Here is a 17,454-nt window from a genome sequence, read left to right on the forward strand (position 1 = left end):
CCTCAAGGGCAGTTTTACTTTGCCCTTATATTCTGTGAAAGGAAAAATATCTAACTATTACTTATATTCAGTTTCAATGCAGCGGCGATAGCGAGAGGAGAAAAGGTAATGCTCGCTGCAAATAACGCGGCAAGAATGGCAAAATAGCCATCGAGAGGCATTTTAAAGCTATGTGCCTCCATCGTACCCGTTGCATAAATAAGCACTGGAATATAAAGCGGCAAAACGAGCAGACTAACTAAAACCCCGCCTTTTTTTAAGGAAACCGTTAATGCCGCACCAATCGCGCCAATAAAACTTAATACCGGCGTCCCTAGTAATAAAGTACCCGCCAACACCAATAGCGTGTCTGCACTAAAAGACAACATTAATGCCGCAACCGGAGATAACAAGATCAATGGCAACCCAGTTACTAGCCAGTGGGCGATCACCTTAGCAAATACGGTTATAAATAAAGGATGTGGCGCAAGTAACAATTGCTCAAGGGAGCCATCAAGATAGTCATCCTTAAATAAACGCTCTAGTGATAATAGTGAAGACAAAATAGCCGCGACCCAAAATACCCCAACGGCAATACGCGCTAATAATTGAGGCTCAGGACCGATACTAAGCGGAAATAATGTGATAACAATTAAGAAAAACCACAACGGGTTAACGAGCTCAGAAAAACCTCGGAAAGCAATTTTAAGCTCCCGTTTAATTAATAACCAAAACATGATTCAACCCCACCCGTCAGTTTTAGTGAACCAAATTGCCCTGACATCGCTTGGTGAGAGGTAAACAAAATAATACCCCCCTGCTCTGCATGCTGATGAAAACGTTCTGTTAAACGAGCGACTCCCGCCACATCAATTGCGGTGAAAGGCTCATCAAGTATCCACAGAGGGGCTTCGCTTAGCCATAGCCTGGCTAAATTAACGCGCCGTTGTTGCCCTGCAGAAAGTTGACTAACAGGAATATCTTCATAACCGATTAATGAAACTTCCTCTAAAGCAGACCAAATCCGCTCGCCTTCATGCCCTTTATGGTGCATTTGATAATAAAACTTGAGGTTTTCATAAGGTGTCAGTAACGATTTAACCGCAGGTTTGTGGCCTAAATAAAGTAAATGGCGAGTGAATTCTTCTTTTAGCTTATCAATCGATTGATTATTCCAACAGACCGCACCTTCATCGGGTTTTAATAACCCAGCCATCATACGTAGCAGGGTTGTTTTTCCCGCTCCATTAGGCCCTTCAACTTGTAAGATTTCACTGGGCTGCACAATAAAATCAAGTTGATGGAATAACACCCTATTTTGCCGATGGCAACTCACTTGTTGAGCACTTAGCATGAAGCACAATTCCTGTTGTTTTTATTTTGAGGTTAGCTTTTTGCAACTTTGTTCAACAGCATATCACTAATAGAGTCACTCGATATTGCTTCACCGCAAAGCACTTGCATCAAAACCTCTGAACCTAAGGTCGATAATGAAAACAACATATCAGGTTTAAGTAAGCGAACTTTATCCATATTACTTTCTTGGTTAATTAACACCACGGTTTTCACAGTGCCCTCAACACCCGCTTGTTCTTTCACGCCCAATAGGGCAAAAGTGCTGAGCGAATCGCTATCCGTCATCACCAGTACGCACTTAGCATGTTTTACGTTTGCTGCTGCAAGCAATTCCGAACTGGTGGGGTCGCCCGTTACAATGTTATCTTTTTCTGGATAATGGCTACGATGGTTTTCTTGGCAAATCACGGCTACAGGTAGCTCTCGTTTTTTCAGCCCTTGATAAACATTGACGGCCATCGGTGTGCTACCAATCACCACATAATGATTTTTCATATAAGAAAACCTCTTACGCACAATTTCTTTCGTGCCTTTTGCTAACACCCCAACAATATAAACCACTGAAGTGGTAAAAATTGTGATCCCTAAAATAATCACTGTCACCGTGAACACACGCGCATCCACGGTGACCGGTACAATGTCACCAAACCCGACCGTCGTCATGCATACTAAAGCAAAATAAAAGGCCGTAGTGCCATCTTTAACCACTGGCGAAAATTCATTACCAATGTATAAAGTGCCAAAAATGGAGTAAAGCAACAATGCGATAATACACGTGATCGCCACAAACCCTGCACTAGTTAAGCTATGATGATGATATAGCTTCCAAAACACACACAATGCAATTAATAAAAAGAGCGAGAAATAACCTTGGTGAATGTTTTCTTGCGCTAACCTCAAATCAACAAATGAAATAATTCCAAGTAAAAATAATGAGAACACCCAGGCGATACGGGCTCCATTAACCATAAATAGCGATAGGAAGATAAGCGAAATCCCCAATAGAAAACGAGGAATATCCAGCAGTTTCATAAAACCGAGTGATTTCAACCACTGTGTCAGCCCAGACTCACGCCAATCAATATAGTCGGTATAAGCACTTAACACAGGCTTTAGAATCATTGTGCCATCAATAATAATTAATAATGAGAGCAGCACCCTGATTGATAAGGATGATTTCAAAAAAGCCACAAATGAGTTGTCTAACATAAGTTGCTCTCACCCTTTATTGATAATGTTGGTCAAATTTTTATACACCATAAATAGGTTAAAAGATAATATCAACTGAATGAAATATTATTAAACAATAATTCAAGATTTTACTGTTTTAGTATCAACGTATAAAACATTGTCTATAATGCAATATCATAGAAACAGTTTCGAGCTGTAACTTGGCTCAGAAGTGCAGTTAACCCCCTGCATCTTGAAAGATGACGATTCATACTCTAAATATTTCAAGAGGCAGGTAGGCGACAAATGACAATAGGCAAGGAGCATAGGTAAACTATGTGACTTGGCGAGCGGAGTGCAGTTAACACCCCTGCATCTTGAAAGATGACGAGTATGGGGAACTTAAATTACATCTTCATATCTAAAAATCGATTTCTCAATTATTTTTCAATTCGACTTAACAATAATAGAAAACAAGAGTTTAAAAACCTATGAGTAACACTACACACTCGGAAAAGTTTAGCTGGATCTCTCTGTTCTGGTTACTAATCTACTTTTGGTATTTTTCATCGTTATTACAGCTGTATGTGCTCGTAACAGGGCAAAGTAACTCCATTGGCCTTAGAGACTCACTACTTTATAGTTCCCTTTGGCTAATCCCTGCTTTATTGTTCCCAAAAAGAATCAAATTAGTTGCTGGGATGATAGGTATTGTTCTTTGGCTATCCTCTGTTGTCGCACTCGCCTATTTTGTGGTTTATGGCCACCAAATATCGCAAAGTGTCATGTTCGTCATGTTTGAAACTAATACCAATGAAGCTGGTGAATTTCTTAAGCAATATTTTAGCTTCAAAGTCCTAGGCGTCATACTCGCCTATACTGTCGTGGCGATTTTCCTTTGGACGCGTCTAAAACCTGTCACATTACCCAAACCAGGGCGAATTGGTATTTCATTACTGATTTTAGTTATTTTATTCGGAATTCCTTATTATAACAAAGGGATAAAACAAGACCGACCAATGGCTAATGTTGCGTCTTATTTGAATAGTAAACTCGCCTATGCTGCACCATGGCAATTTGTTAGCGGTTACTTTTTATATAAAAACCAGTTGGCAAACATGGAAGAGCTAATCCGTGACAACAGTAAAATTCCGCCACTAGAAAACTTCGTCGATGCAAACGGTGATACACCACGTACATTTGTATTAGTGATTGGTGAGTCCACCAGCCGCGATAGAATGAGCCTGTATGGTTATTCACGCCCAACCACGCCTGAGTTAGAAGAACTTGCAAGGGATTATCCTAACAACTTATCAGTATTCAATGATGTTGTGACATCACGACCTTATACCATTGAAGCGCTACAGCAAATTCTGACGTTTGCGACACAAACTGAACCTGAACTGTTCAATTCACGCCCTTCTATAATGAATATGATGAAGCAAGCGGGCTTTAAAACGTTTTGGATCACCAACCAGCAGACAATGACTGAACGTAATACCTTATTAACTGCGTTCTCTCGCCAAACAGATAAGCAATATTATTTGAATAATGATATGGCTCAAAGCTCACGTATCTATGATGACGTGGTTTTTTCTCCATTCAAAGAAGCACTTGCAGACCCTGCTGAAAAGAAATTTATCGTTGTTCATCTGTTAGGGACTCATATGCGCTATGAATTCCGCTATCCTGAAGATAAAGCTATTTTCAAAGACAAAGATAGCGTAGTTCCCGCTAATTTAAATGAGGACGAAGTAAAAGATTATAATGCGTATGATAACGCACAACATTATAATGACTATGTTGTTTCAACATTAATCAAAGACTTTGATTCTTCAAAAGAAAATGGTTTTTTGGTATTTTTCTCGGACCACGGTGAAGATGTTTATGATACCCCGCCCCATGAAATGTTAGGGCGTAGTGAAGGTAAGCCGAGTAAAGTCATTTATAATGTGCCTTTCCTAGTTTGGCAATCACCCGAGTGGTTATCAACTCATCAATTTGATTTGAATGATAAAACAACTCGACCGTTCAGTAATATGGACTTTATCTATGCTTGGTCTGATTTAGCGGGTTTAAACTATACTGGATTTGAACCTGAAAAAAGCCTATTTAATGAATCATTTAAGCCTCAGCCTCGATATATTGGTGACCCAGATAATAAATCCTCATTAATGCTCTATGATGATTTGAAAAAATAATTAAGCCTCTGTCGGTGAAATATTTTTTGTATTTCACCGACCTATTCATTTAAGCAATAACTTTTAGATGCTGTGCATTTTTGCGGTTTATTTTACCATCTCGCAAAATAAACGTGACTTCACCGCGCCAAAATTCAGCCAAGAAAATATCACTTATTGATTCAATGCCTTGTAATTCAATTTGCTGCATTAACCAGCTTTCATCTCTTTCGATGGACTCCAAACCATAGCTTCTAATAACCCCTTCTTTTATCAGGATCACTGATGGCATATTTTTTTCATCGCAAATAATAGTTAACTGCCCATCGGGCTCTATTTGTGCATAATAAATCTCTTGAAAAGAGTGAATTCCTTGCGCATGAATTCGAGATGAAATATTGATAAGGTCTATCTTATTGGCTTTCTCTAAAATGTTTTCCATTATAAATTGGCCTTTTTTAATGATGGGTATGGGATTACCAATCGCCACATTACGAAAAAAATTAAATCTTTTTGTTAAAAAGTTTAAAAAGCTAATAAACAAAACACCAATAATTAAAATAGTCACATACTGGTACAATGGGATAGTATCACTGTAAATCACCCCGCCAATAATGCCCCCTAAGACGAAATTACCAATGAAATCAATAGGAGTCATTTGAGAAAGCTGCGTTTTTCCCGATAGATTCATATGAATGATAACAATGGCAAAACCGATAATAAACTTTAAAATAATCAACGAATAATAGTACGCCATATTGCTATTCCTTTGTTATCTAAAACATACATTTGTTTTCATTATTTATTTAACTATTAAGTTTCGATCAGTTTAGCTTGATTATCTACCTTTTATAGCGCTATAGCATGGAACAAACGATTATTTTCCCAAAAAATAGGTTTCAATCCGAATCCAAATTCTAAAAACATCTTTACATTTCAGTGCGTTAGATATTTGGTTTATAATACTCTTAATTTCAACTATAGTTAAATATACACATTGGCAATCATGCCAATATCGGGATTTAATAATGTTTTTACCTACATCGTGCTAAGGATATGTTTATGAATATAAAACTCATTACTTCACTTCTTTTCGCGGGTCTTGTTACTGTTATCGCTGGTTGTGATGACTCCCCAAAACCAAGTGATACCGTTAAACAAGCAGAAGAAAAAGCACAGCAATTAAAAGAAGATGGTGAAAAAAAAGCCAATGAACTGACTGAAGATGCAAAAAATAAAGCTGAAGAGTTGAAACAAAACGCGTCAGAGCTAAGCCAAGAAGTCAAAACAGATGCGATTAATAAAGCCGATGAAGTAGCAACCGATATGAAAGAAAAAACGGAATCGCTCAAAGCAGAAAATGACGCTGAAACTGATAAAAAATAATTTTCTCCTCAGTTCTCTTCAAGAATGTGGGCTTTAAATGCCTGCATTCTTATTTGGTGCAAAAAAAAACAACAAAACCCGCCTAACTAGTTCGCCATTCCACGATATAATTACACTTCTTATTCATTAGCAATTAGGAAAACTAATGCAAATTAAACACAGTATTGGGTACGCAAACCCAGAACTCCTTACCGATGCTTTCAGTCTGCGCCAACAAGTTTTTACTCAAGAGCAGGGGTTCCCCGCTGATATCGATGTCGATGAATATGATGAATCCGCATTACATGTGGTTTTGTATTTAAATGATCAGCCAGCAGCTGTATTACGCTGCGTACTACTTGAAGACACTCTCATCAAAGTTGGTCGTGTCGCAGTACAAAAGCCACACCGCGGCAAAGGGCTTGGACGTGAACTAATGAAATTTGTAGAACAATATGGTCGCTCCCACCATTACCCTAAGATTGCTCTTTCAGCACAACATACGGCCATTGATTTTTACCATACCCTTGGGTATCAAACTGAAGGCGAAATGTATGATGAAGACGGAATGGACCACATTTACATGACATTATCTTTAGAGTAATAATTGCCCTTGAATTAAATTCTCTCGTCCCTATATTGATAGAAGGTCAAGATTTAATCAAATAGAGGTGAATAATGGCAAATGGTTGGGCAAATGAAGATGCCGTTCAAGAACAAATTGATGCCACTCTTGATGATGCGGTAGCAAAAGCGCGACGGCAATTACACTCCGGTGAAAGCGCCGAGTTTTGTGAGGAGTGTGGTGAAGCCATTCCTGAAGCCCGCCGCTTAGCATTACCCGGCGTTAAATTCTGTGTTAACTGCCAAAATGAATTAGATAAAAAACAATCTACGTTTAGCGGCTATAATCGACGTGCCAGTAAGGATAGCCAATTACGTTAGTTACATTTTCATCCCAATTTATCTGTGCTTTTTACTTACCTAGCACTTACTTTCACGTATTTGCGTTAACTTATTGGTAAAACATGTAAATAGTGCATCATTAACTATTAATTTAATGATAATTAACATGATATTTTCATCCCTTATTTAATCTTATTTCCCACTTTTGTTGATCATTCATCTATATCATGGCAGTATAACCGCCTATTTTTTAACTTATGAAGGTGGCAAAGACTCGGATTTCATTACTACTTTAGGCAGTTTAGCCTGTCATCAACACCATATTATTGTTCTTTCTATCTTGTTTCCTTAGGGAACCTTTTCGCAATTATTCATTGTTTCATTAAGAAGGACAGCTCGCTGCATACTTTGTCGATTTCGGTATGCCAAAAATAAAATAAAACAAAAGAAGGTTGTTATGAGTCAAATTGCTACTGATTCTAAAAAAGTTCGTTCTAAAATTAGTCCCCCTGTGTTTTATAGCTCTGCCATTATTATTTTGGTTATCGTTGGCTTTGCCGCTTTGATGCCAGAAGTCGCAGAATCTCATCTAAGTCATCTTCAACAAAATTTATTCAATAACGCAAGTTGGTTCTACATTCTTGCTGTCGCAATTATTCTTTTGAGTGTGACTTATCTGGGACTCTCCCGTTACGGGCAAATAAAATTGGGCCCAGACCATGCCCTGCCAAATTTTAGCTATGTGTCATGGTTTGCGATGCTGTTCTCCGCAGGTATGGGGATCGGCTTAATGTTCTTTGGGGTTGCAGAACCCGTAATGCACTACCTCAACCCACCGGTCGGTGAAGCACAAACGGTTGAAGCCGCTAAAGAGGCTATGCGCTTAACGTTCTTCCACTGGGGGTTACATGCTTGGGCGATTTACGCCATTGTCGCATTAATTTTAGCGTTTTTTAGCTATCGCCACGGCCTCCCTCTCACATTACGCTCCGCCCTTTACCCAATTATTGGTGAGCGAATTTATGGCCCTATTGGTCATGCGGTTGATGTCTTTGCCGTTGTCGGTACCGTATTTGGTGTTGCCACTTCTCTCGGGTTCGGTGTGCTACAAGTAAACGCAGGTTTAAACCATTTGTTTGGTTGGCCTGTGAATGAAACTGTACAGGTGATCTTAATTATCACCTTTACGGGTTTAGCGACACTTTCTGTGGTTTCAGGCCTTGATAAAGGTATCCGTATTTTATCTGAACTCAACCTTGGCCTTGCTTTCTTATTACTGGTACTTATTGTTGCTTTAGGGCCAACAGTGCTTCTGCTTAAATCTTTCGTTGAAAATACGGGGGGTTATCTATCAGAGATCGTCACTAAAACCTTTAATTTATATGCGTATGAACCTAAGTCCAGTGGCTGGTTAGGGGGTTGGACCTTACTGTATTGGGGTTGGTGGTTATCATGGTCACCATTTGTCGGGATGTTTATTGCACGTATCTCCCGCGGCCGCACCATCCGTGAATTTGTCATGGGCGTATTATTCGTCCCTGCAGGGTTCACATTGATGTGGATGACGTTCTTTGGTAACACGGCGATAGATTTAATCAAAAATAAAGGCGCAACACTATTAGCAGATACGGTACAAGCTGATGTGTCTCTCGCTTTATTTGAGTTTCTTAATTACTTCCCATTTTCTTCTGTGCTCTCCTTTTTTGCTATGTTGATGGTAATTGTATTCTTTGTTACTTCAGCAGATTCAGGCGCTATGGTCGTTGATACCCTAGCCTCTGGTGGTGACTCAAATACCCCAATTTGGCAGCGTATTTTTTGGGCTGGGTTAATGGGTGTCGTTGCCATTACCATGCTGTTAGCCGGTGGTTTGCAAGCCTTGCAAACACTGACAATAGCCAGTGCGCTACCGTTTGCGATGGTGTTACTGGCCTCTATTTATGGGTTATTTAAAGCACTTCGAGTTGATGCGTATAAACGCGATAGCCAGCAATTAGCGACCATCGCCCCAACCGCCAGTCGTAACCCTATTCCATGGCAAAGGCGTTTACGCAACATCGTATATTTCCCTAAACGCGCACATGTTAAGCGCTTTATGGAAGAATCTGTGAAGCCATCAATGGAAATGGTCTCTGAAGAACTGGCTAAACAAGGTACTGTATGCCATATCCATACCGATAAAGATGACCGAATAGGTTTTGAGGTCGATTTAGGCGAAGATATGAACTTTTTATACGAAGTTCGCCTCCGTTACTATATTCAACCGTCATTTGCCTTAGCGGGTATGGGCACAGAAAGTGATGATGAAAAGAGTGAAGAGCAACGCTACTACCGCGCTGAAATTCACTTAAAAGAAGGTGGGCAAGACTACGATGTGATGGGCTGGGCAAAAGAGCAGATCATTCACGATATTCTTGATCAGTACGAAAAACATATTCACTTTTTACACTTGTTGGGGAAGTAGCCCAAAAAGAGTGAGATTGAATATTAAAGACTGAAGTTTACACAGTAGTAACCGCCATCGTTACGTAAAGATGGCGGTTATTTATGATTCTTTCCTAGCTTTGCCTTGTTTTATTTTTTCGCTTAATAGCCCATAACCTTAGTCATGGTACATACGCGGAAAATACTCACTAATTTTATCGTTATCCAGTAGCCTATCTTTTGTAAAATCAAGCGTGTCTGAGACAACAATATAATTTCGAAGAGGGACAGGGATGTCATCTATTGTTAAAAATACTGTCGGAACAATAAAACGATAATAATCTCCCATTTTTGTTTCACCATCATAACCAATTGGGTAGTTATCACCTTCTGAAGGTAACTCTAAAGCCTCATAACAAAACATTCCCATTTTGGTAGCTAAAGAAGCAATACAATTTTTATTATTTTCAAGTCTAGAATTAAAACTTTTTATTAATTCATTCTTATCTCGGTATGATTCATAAGAGTAGATTGAATATAAATCGATTGTATAACTACCATTCAAATTTATTTCGTTAATATATTCTGTTGAGTCTCCATCTATATATTCACATAAAAGGTTAACATCATTTTGGCTAATAGATGAGTTAAGTAAAACTCTAGGTAGCCAACCATAACCATTACTTAACATCAAGGATAGCAATCCATTTTTATCTCTGGCGACCCAAGTATAATTACAAGCAAAATCGGGTGACCAATTATTATCTAACTGTAATTCCATAGATATCCTTATTATTCGACAAATACTTTAATACAATTTTTACAAGTAGATACTAGTGCTTCCGGCGGAACTTCTGATATATCGAATCCATGAGCATCTCTAGGTCTATACGCTTGTGAAATCCTTATGTCTGTTGGTTTAACTCCTTGCCTTATTAGCTGGTCGGCAGCTAATACCTCTCCACATCCCCCAACAATATTATTACAATAAATAGTTTTAGTCCCAACATCAGCTCCCCCCAACTTTTTCTTGAGAAGAGTTATTGTATCTTTATGAAGCATATCGGCCTCAATTTTATTACCTACGCTACCTTTGACAATGATAGTGCCACTTTTTATATCATATGCAGCAACCATGGTTGCTGTATCTCTAGCTTTATTTTTTGACGAAAATTTATTAATTTCCTCAATAACTTTTTTATTAGCCTCAACACGTAGTTTTTCAGCGTCTAGGAGAGACTTTAGTTTACTCGCATCTTGTTTTCCAGCCATTAGCATATGCTTTGAGCTGTTCATGGTGGTACTTGCGAGTGCTTTTGCCGCCTCCTCTGAGCTTGCTAATAATTTATAACCTGCTCCTAAAGCTGCCCCGCTAGAAATAGCGGTTTCTGGTGCAATAACCTCAGCTGAACTAATGGCTAGTTTATTAATGCAGAGCACTAGCCCTGCTTTACATCCCTGCATTCCTAATTTTGCTGCAGCTAATATTTCAGGAGATGCTGCTAGAACAATTTCACCGCCAATAACTGCGACATATCCACCTGCTGCAACAAAACCAACAAATATTGCCGCTTCTTGGCGCGCAGTAACACGTTTCGCGGCGGCTTTATCTCCCTTAGCTGCCGCCATCATATCGAGATTGTTCTCTATAATTATTTGCTGGAGTTGATGCTCTGTATAATTATATGTATAAACCAATTCAGCAGAATTAGCGGCAGAAAAAGCGCCTTCCGGCTTATGGGTAATTAATGCCCCTGCAAGTCCACCTAAGACTTTAGTGAATTGAGTTTTGGCTTCATTACCTTTGATAGCATCTTGTACCAATGCAAGTTGTCTTTCTTGCTCATTGAGATATTTAGGCTCAAACAATTTACTGTTCAATGTTATTGCAGCTAACTCTGCCGCTAATGCACCAACAACGGCGCCTTTGACATTAGCCCCAGATATTTCGGCACTCAATCCTGCCAATGCCATATGGCTAAGTGTCTTTCCAGCATGACCGATGATTTTTCCCTGTTTATCTACATATAAATACTGGAATTTATCGCCTATCAGGTTAGCCCCTTCTGCTTGAATTTGCCCAGCCACATTACTGAGTAGAGCTGTTTTAAAGTTGTCCGTGAAGCTCCCACCTTGAATCGCTGTTCCGATGGTTGAGCTGATAGCACTTTGCCCTACCACACGCTGCGCGACTTGAGTCCAATTCCCGTCACTGAGCTTTGGTAAGGTCACTTTGGCGGGATCAGTGACTTTGCCATATAACGCAATATCAAACCCTTCAAGTGAACCCGCAATAATCATACTGGTTACAATTGATTTTGCAGTATCACTTTGCCCTAGGCTGGATAAGGTTTTTGACAGGTTTCCTTTGTTCTCAACTAACGCGACAGAAGCTTGAGAAACGAGTGAGGCAAACCCCGCCTGTGCCGCAGCAGAAGCCATTGACGCTGTCGTCGCTGAAGCCCCCATGCTTGTGGCAGTCGAGCTCGCAAGTCCACCAACACTGGCGGCTGTAGAGGTTCCATAAGTAGCAGCCGCCACAGCAATGGCAATCACAGCACCTACGACTGGATTAAGGCTTTCAGTTTTTATATCCCACTGGCTATAAGCATCTTTTACAACAGCCCAATTGATGTTTTTGTTATTTTTAACGTCCCCGAGCCACTCATACCCCGGAGTGCGACTTAATATGGCTAGCGCCTGCTCGAATGACTGTCCTTCTTTGGTTTTGACATCCGCAGTGATCCCTTTATTCGCATCAACCGTCAACTTGCCACCAATATGAAGGCTGGGTAGAATCCATTTATCTGAGGTATACCCTTTATTGCGCTGTGTAATATAAAACCCGTTAGAATTTGTAATCACCTGTTCAAATTGCGAGTTTTTGACAGCCTTAAAATTCACCTTACCGGTTTGACTGGTGATTTTGGCATTCTTGCCCGTATTAATTTTGGTGGCTTCTAAGGTGACATCATCCTTGGCATATAGGTTAATATCACCACCTGCGGTAAATTCAGTGACTTTATTGGTTTTATCACTGCGTGTTTTTCTCACTTCCTTTTTCGTGATACAAAGCGTCCATCTATTGCATTTCTTTTTATACTCTTCGAAGTAACTGCTTTCCTCCATGGCTTGGGCATAGAGATACCCACCTTTTGCCGCAATATCCATCGCGCCTTTGGCAATGAGACGAGACGCTTGGAAAAGAATGCTCCCCTCAGACAAAATGGTCAGCGTTTTACCACTGTTAATTTCAGTGCCAATTTGGCGATATAACTCTTCATATGTTTTCCCTGACTGTTTTCGATAATTCGTTTTAACCGACTCTAACCGTACATTTCCCCCGCTTGAGAGTGTGATGTCATTTAGGGATTTGATTGTGCTACCTTGTGCGGTAAGTGCGCCATTGGAGGCCAGCGTGACGCCTTTATCACCGGAAAGTGTCGAAGTGACATAACGTACATCTTGGTTATCTTCATTGGAGTTTGGAATGGCAGAGTAGGCAGTCGCGGTTAATTTAATATCACGACCTGAGAGCGCGATAATTTTGTCTTTGGATTGAAGATTGGCAGATTGCAAATCAATATCGCGAGCTGCATTTAACGTAATATTGCCATTTGCGATGAGTTGAGAGCGCAGCTCTGGGTAGCGATGAGTTTTAAATACATTGTCGACATCTTTAATCGCTTTTGAACCTAACAAAATATCTTGGCCTGCATTGAACATCAGTGATTTTCCACTGTTGAAGGCAATGCCATGCGCTTCAATACTTTTGCCTGCGGTGAGGTTTATTTCCCCTGAACTTGCCCAATTTCCTGTTTTGGTAAGTAACGCATTGATATTGGCAGCAGGCTCTGAGGCCGCGAGTTTCATTAAGTTGAGTTCATCGCGACGAATAACAATATTGTCATTGGCACTGAAGGTGAGTTTATTGGTTTTGGTTAATTGCGCATTATCAAAAGAGATGTTTTTACCCGCTTGGATATGTAACGAGTTTGCGGCGTTGATAACCGGAGGAGATAAGACATTATCCTTAAACGCAGAGACAGGATTTAAGCTGTATTGAAGATTGCCATTTTTCGAAATTAAGGTACTGTCTTTAGCCGTTAAATTAACCTGTTTAAGATTAAGGTCGTTGTTGGCAATTAGGCTTTGGGATTGTTTTGCAACGAGCTGTGCATCATGGATATTGATGTTTTGACCAGCGATAATAGACAGATCATTTTCAGACTGTAAGTTGGTAGAAATATTTATATTATTAGAATTTAAGATAATATTTTTTGCAGTAACGGCAAAAGATGGATTACCTACTTGTACTATTTTTGCTATAGGTTTTTCAGTGCTAGGAAGCTTACTTTCAAGATTAATGGCGTTTTTAAAATCAAGGACAACATTATTTCCTGCCGATATCGTTTTATAATTTAAGGCTTCGGGAGCCCAAGAATAAAGTTTATCGATTAATTTAAAATCTATCGGCTCACTAACATAAAAAATATCATAAGTTCCATCATCATCGCTTTCATCTGCAAATTTTCCTAAATCTGCATTAGATCTATCATATTTATACCAAAGATCTAACTTGCCTGAGTTAAAAGAGGATATTGATGCATTTTGTCCCGTCAATATCACATTATTTTTTGCAGTGATTTGTCCAAAATCACTCACTAAATCATTTGCATTAATATAGGCGTTTTTCCCTGATGCTATAACGCCAATCCCCCCTTGATTTAGATATTGTTTCCGCTCAACATTAATGCTGTCACTGTTGATTAAATCAATTTTTCCGAACCATTTTTTATAGGAGAAGCTCTCTAATCGAGGATAGAGTGAAATAATCGAGACAACACCTTGCCTTTTTCCAAAGTAAGATGAGACAAAATCTTCACTATAGTTAGTTGTTGCATTGATATTAGAAGTTTTTATGGGAGATGCATTCACCGTATTTGTCAGTTTCTTCGTCCGAACCACCAAATCCCCCGTATTGGTCTTTATCGTTCCTGATTTATTCTCAATCAGGGTACTCAAATCCCCCTTGGCATTTTTTTGCATCCACAGATTATCTTGTGCCTGAATGAGTGCGTTATTGCCCGTATTGCTTACTGACTCGGCAAAGACTCGCATGTCCTTACCAGCGATAACTTTCCCGTTATTGGTGAGGGTGTTGGTGGCCAATGTGATGTCTTTGGCAGCATTCACGTTGACATTAGCGTTAATGTGCAGGTTTTTGGTGCTGATATTGATGTCTTTTTTCCCTTGAATATTGCCTGCAAGGGTAATTTTGCCATCGACGGTTAACGTCAGGTCATTTTGGTTGGTTTGCACATTGCTGAGGTTAATCCCAACCCCTGATTCCGTACTGACCAATTTCACTTGATTGGCATACATTCCACCCAGTGCTTTGGTATCTACGGAAATACTGGGTTTTGTCCCTTCGCCTGCAATCGGTGTCACGGTGCCTTTTTGAAAATCAACACGGTTGGTGCCTTGCATTAAGGTCAGATTCTTGGCTTTGATTTGCCCATTTAGTTCGGTGGCGCGGCTGATAATATCGGCATAGGTTTGTGCTTCGGCATTCATGCCATTTTCGCCGATAACCACACTGCCTTTTTTCACCTCAACCGCAGACAATGCGCCCTTGTTGTCCAGAATAGGTTTCCCTGTGGTCAAAGTAATTGCTGGAGTGTTCACAAAACTACAGCCATTACAGGTAATCCCATTCGGGTTGGCAATGACAACATTTGCGCCTTTGCCTGCCACTTCCAACTTACCTTGTAATTCTGAGCGGCTACTGCCCGTGACTTCGTTGATAATCAGATTGGCAGCATTTCCTTTTAAATTGGCATTGGTTTTGATTTGCCCTGCAATTTGGGAATTCACATTAGTGGTGGCGTTATTGAGTACCGCACCTTGTTTATCCACATTAAATTGTTGAAATTTATTGTGCGATATTCCCGCCCCATTCGGCGTGGCAATATTAATAATCGGGACGTTATTTTGTTGGCTGATTTGGGTGTTTTTATCGGCCGCCGTCATGGCTGCTCCCCAAGCGGGGTGTAAGGGGTAGACAACGGTTAAGAAAATAAGGGTATAACTTAATAACCGTTTAGGCCGTGAAGGCAATTGTTCATTTAGCATAAATAATCCTTTAAAAACGTAAAGCTACAGAGAGAATGAGACCGACCAATAAGCCGACCAATTGTCTGGTTTAAGTTGTGAGGGATAATGCAAAGGCTTACTGAGTAAAAACTGAGAATAAAACAGGCTATTACCAATAAAAGAGAGGCCAACGGCTCCACCTGCTAAAGTGTCAGGTTCAACGAGGTATTTATCTGAGGCAATAAACCCGTAATCTAACGCGCCGATAAAACGCAGTTGCCCAATTGCCATATTGGCGATGTCTTTATTGATTTCATTACGCCAATAGCCACCTCGGTTACCACTTAAAGACTGCTCGTGGTAGCCACGGACAGAGTACTGACCACCGATGCTGATGCGTTCAATGCCGTATAAATTATCGGGCGAATATTGACCGTAAAATGAGGTTAAATAGGTCACACCATTAGAGAAAAAATACTGATAACTGCTGCTTAGACTGAATTTGCGGTAATGGCTGCGCGGTGAATCTTTCGCGAGGGTATCCGGTGAGGCGCCAAAGGCAGATATCCCCCATTCAGCGGCAGGGTTAAACGTGAAGTAACCTTGTCCGAGCGTGGTGCTGTATTGCGGGGTAAATGAGAGGGAGGTTAAGGTTGGGCTGCTGATACTCAGGGTTTGGGAAGCTAACTGGGTGTTGGCATTTTTATGTTTTAAGCTACTTTGTAGTGTTAGCCGTTGCTTTCCATCGCGATAAATTAAGCGGCTGATATCAAGCTGCTGATTGGTATTTTTGCCTTCATAGCGATATTGCTGCCCCGATGTATAAAACGGCTGTAGCGTACTGTTACGGTAAAATTGGTAACGGTATGACCAATAACCATAAGGCACATTCAGATTCGCAACGATATAACGACTATGATGGGATGCACTTCCATCCATATCGGTATTGCCCGAGACTGACCACTGCTCACCAAACCCTAAGGGGGAATCTACCGTTAAACTGCCCGTTAGCAACTGTTTTCCCGTTGCCTTCATACCCGTGTTATCGAGGTTTAGCTGGCTCGTGATAGGCCATTTTTTCCCTTGCTGATGAATAATAATTCGAGAATAGCCATTTTGGCTTCCTGGTTGGATATCGATAGTGTTCTTAGCGGATGATAATCGGTTGAGTTGCTCCAACCCTTGTTCAATATGCCGTAGATTTAATATTTTGCCTTGTTGATGAGGAAATATTTGGTGAACTAAGCGATCAGGGGAGTTCTCAATCTCGATAGTTTCAATATGCCCTTCAATCACTTGTAATAACAATTGATGCGAGGATAAATCTTGCTCTGGAATGATGGCCTGAGAGGTGATAAACCCCTGTTCCATATAGTAATTAGTCACATGCTTAGTGAGCTTTTGTATTTCACTCAGTGTGAGGCAGCGTTTTAAATAAGGTGAGGTTAACTGAGTTTGAGTTTTAGTCGTGAGCTGTGTGGCGCCGACAAATTGGATCTCACTGATAAGGAAACATATTTCATTTTGGGAAGGAGATGGCAATGCATCTTCAATGGAAATAGTGCTTTGTTTTTCCAATAGATTACGTTGGATTAACTCTGACTCTAACCGTTGTTTTTGTTCAAATTGAACACTTTCCTGTGCAGAGGGGAGTAATTGATTTTCTGTGTAGCCATAGGGCGAAATTATGAATAACGATAAATATAATAAACGCCATAGAATACGATAATTTGTCATATTATTTAAATTTTCGTCACGAACAGTAAATTTACCGTAATGTAACTTATTCTCATTAACTGTTTTTAGATAAAAAATATTCACCATGACTAAAATTTAATAGTTTCATGTCTAATGCGGTTTTTTGTGTTTATTTCATTCCATTATTTCGGTTAATGCTTCATTAACGATAAAATTTAATATTACATACCAAAAATCAATCGATTGATTTTATTAGAAAATAATTTACTGAAGAATTTGT

Annotated in this window: 12 protein-coding genes; 5 read left to right on the forward strand and 7 right to left on the reverse strand. The window is 39.9% G+C overall.

Features of this window, described 5'->3' with window-relative positions:
- Nucleotides 1–50: 50 nt before the first annotated feature.
- From ccmB to PSE72_RS10220, 3 genes are read right to left on the reverse strand one after another with little or no spacing between them, the layout of a single operon-like run.
- A complete protein-coding gene (ccmB, locus tag PSE72_RS10210; protein ID WP_004914238.1) occupies nt 51–716 on the reverse strand; it encodes a heme exporter protein CcmB in 666 nt (221 codons plus the stop codon).
- Nucleotides 701–1,333 (reverse strand): cytochrome c biogenesis heme-transporting ATPase CcmA, encoded by a 633-nt coding sequence (gene ccmA / locus PSE72_RS10215; protein ID WP_004914240.1) that lies wholly within the window; start codon nt 1,331–1,333, stop codon nt 701–703. Before ccmA ends, ccmB begins: the two co-directional genes overlap by 16 nt.
- A 32-nt stretch (nt 1,334–1,365) precedes the next feature.
- Nucleotides 1,366–2,544, reverse strand: a complete 1,179-nt coding sequence (locus tag PSE72_RS10220; RefSeq protein ID WP_004914242.1) for an ion channel — start codon at nt 2,542–2,544, stop codon at nt 1,366–1,368.
- A gap of 452 nt (nt 2,545–2,996) precedes the next feature.
- On the opposite strand from PSE72_RS10220, the gene cptA reads away from it, so the two are divergent.
- Nucleotides 2,997–4,706 carry a phosphoethanolamine transferase CptA gene (cptA, locus tag PSE72_RS10225; RefSeq protein ID WP_115166688.1) on the forward strand — a complete coding sequence of 570 codons (1,710 nt, stop codon included), beginning with the start codon at nt 2,997–2,999 and terminating at the stop codon, nt 4,704–4,706.
- A 49-nt stretch (nt 4,707–4,755) separates the two neighbouring features.
- Here cptA and PSE72_RS10230 read toward each other — a convergent pair whose 3' ends face one another.
- Nucleotides 4,756–5,442, reverse strand: a complete 687-nt coding sequence (locus PSE72_RS10230; protein ID WP_115166687.1) for a DUF421 domain-containing protein — start codon at nt 5,440–5,442, stop codon at nt 4,756–4,758.
- 305 nt (nt 5,443–5,747) lie between these two features.
- Here PSE72_RS10230 and PSE72_RS10235 point away from each other — a divergent pair, with 305 nt between their 5' ends.
- From PSE72_RS10235 to PSE72_RS10250, 4 genes are all read left to right on the forward strand, one after another.
- The gene (locus tag PSE72_RS10235; RefSeq protein WP_115166686.1) at nt 5,748–6,071 is read left to right on the forward strand and encodes a hypothetical protein; all 324 of its coding nucleotides are present in this window, start codon (nt 5,748–5,750) and stop codon (nt 6,069–6,071) included.
- Between the two features lie 145 nt (nt 6,072–6,216).
- Nucleotides 6,217–6,654, forward strand: coding sequence for a GNAT family N-acetyltransferase (locus tag PSE72_RS10240; protein ID WP_115166685.1), 438 nt, complete (start codon nt 6,217–6,219; stop codon nt 6,652–6,654).
- 74 nt (nt 6,655–6,728) lie between these two features.
- The gene (locus tag PSE72_RS10245) at nt 6,729–6,995 is read left to right on the forward strand and encodes a DksA/TraR family C4-type zinc finger protein (protein ID WP_004914260.1); all 267 of its coding nucleotides are present in this window, start codon (nt 6,729–6,731) and stop codon (nt 6,993–6,995) included.
- A 418-nt stretch (nt 6,996–7,413) separates the two neighbouring features.
- Nucleotides 7,414–9,420, forward strand: coding sequence for a BCCT family transporter (locus PSE72_RS10250; RefSeq protein ID WP_115166684.1), 2,007 nt, complete (start codon nt 7,414–7,416; stop codon nt 9,418–9,420).
- 138 nt (nt 9,421–9,558) lie between these two features.
- Here the strand turns inward: PSE72_RS10250 and PSE72_RS10255 are convergent, their stop codons facing one another.
- From PSE72_RS10255 to PSE72_RS10265, 3 genes are read right to left on the reverse strand one after another with little or no spacing between them, the layout of a single operon-like run.
- Nucleotides 9,559–10,161, reverse strand: coding sequence for a hypothetical protein (locus tag PSE72_RS10255; RefSeq protein ID WP_004914266.1), 603 nt, complete (start codon nt 10,159–10,161; stop codon nt 9,559–9,561).
- Between the two features lie 11 nt (nt 10,162–10,172).
- Nucleotides 10,173–15,515, reverse strand: a complete 5,343-nt coding sequence (locus PSE72_RS10260; protein WP_217007896.1) for a two-partner secretion domain-containing protein — start codon at nt 15,513–15,515, stop codon at nt 10,173–10,175.
- A 24-nt stretch (nt 15,516–15,539) separates the two neighbouring features.
- Nucleotides 15,540–17,213, reverse strand: coding sequence for a ShlB/FhaC/HecB family hemolysin secretion/activation protein (locus PSE72_RS10265; protein ID WP_272690956.1), 1,674 nt, complete (start codon nt 17,211–17,213; stop codon nt 15,540–15,542).
- Nucleotides 17,214–17,454 lie beyond the last annotated feature (241 nt).

This window comes from Providencia sp. PROV116 (assembly GCF_028482485.1).
GTDB lineage: Bacteria > Pseudomonadota > Gammaproteobacteria > Enterobacterales > Enterobacteriaceae > Providencia > Providencia rettgeri.

Excerpts from the sequence above, each read along its gene's own strand:
- ccmB (WP_004914238.1), bottom strand. The coding sequence starts at position 716 with ATGTTTTGGTTATTAATTAAACGGGAGCTTAAAATTGCTTTCCGAGGT.
- ccmA (WP_004914240.1), bottom strand. The coding sequence starts at position 1,333 with ATGCTAAGTGCTCAACAAGTGAGTTGCCATCGGCAAAATAGGGTGTTA.
- PSE72_RS10220 (WP_004914242.1), bottom strand. The coding sequence starts at position 2,544 with ATGTTAGACAACTCATTTGTGGCTTTTTTGAAATCATCCTTATCAATC.
- cptA (WP_115166688.1), top strand. The coding sequence starts at position 2,997 with ATGAGTAACACTACACACTCGGAAAAGTTTAGCTGGATCTCTCTGTTC.
- PSE72_RS10230 (WP_115166687.1), bottom strand. The coding sequence starts at position 5,442 with ATGGCGTACTATTATTCGTTGATTATTTTAAAGTTTATTATCGGTTTT.
- PSE72_RS10235 (WP_115166686.1), top strand. The coding sequence starts at position 5,748 with ATGAATATAAAACTCATTACTTCACTTCTTTTCGCGGGTCTTGTTACT.
- PSE72_RS10240 (WP_115166685.1), top strand. The coding sequence starts at position 6,217 with ATGCAAATTAAACACAGTATTGGGTACGCAAACCCAGAACTCCTTACC.
- PSE72_RS10245 (WP_004914260.1), top strand. The coding sequence starts at position 6,729 with ATGGCAAATGGTTGGGCAAATGAAGATGCCGTTCAAGAACAAATTGAT.
- PSE72_RS10250 (WP_115166684.1), top strand. The coding sequence starts at position 7,414 with ATGAGTCAAATTGCTACTGATTCTAAAAAAGTTCGTTCTAAAATTAGT.
- PSE72_RS10255 (WP_004914266.1), bottom strand. The coding sequence starts at position 10,161 with ATGGAATTACAGTTAGATAATAATTGGTCACCCGATTTTGCTTGTAAT.
- PSE72_RS10260 (WP_217007896.1), bottom strand. The coding sequence starts at position 15,515 with ATGCTAAATGAACAATTGCCTTCACGGCCTAAACGGTTATTAAGTTAT.
- PSE72_RS10265 (WP_272690956.1), bottom strand. The coding sequence starts at position 17,213 with ATGACAAATTATCGTATTCTATGGCGTTTATTATATTTATCGTTATTC.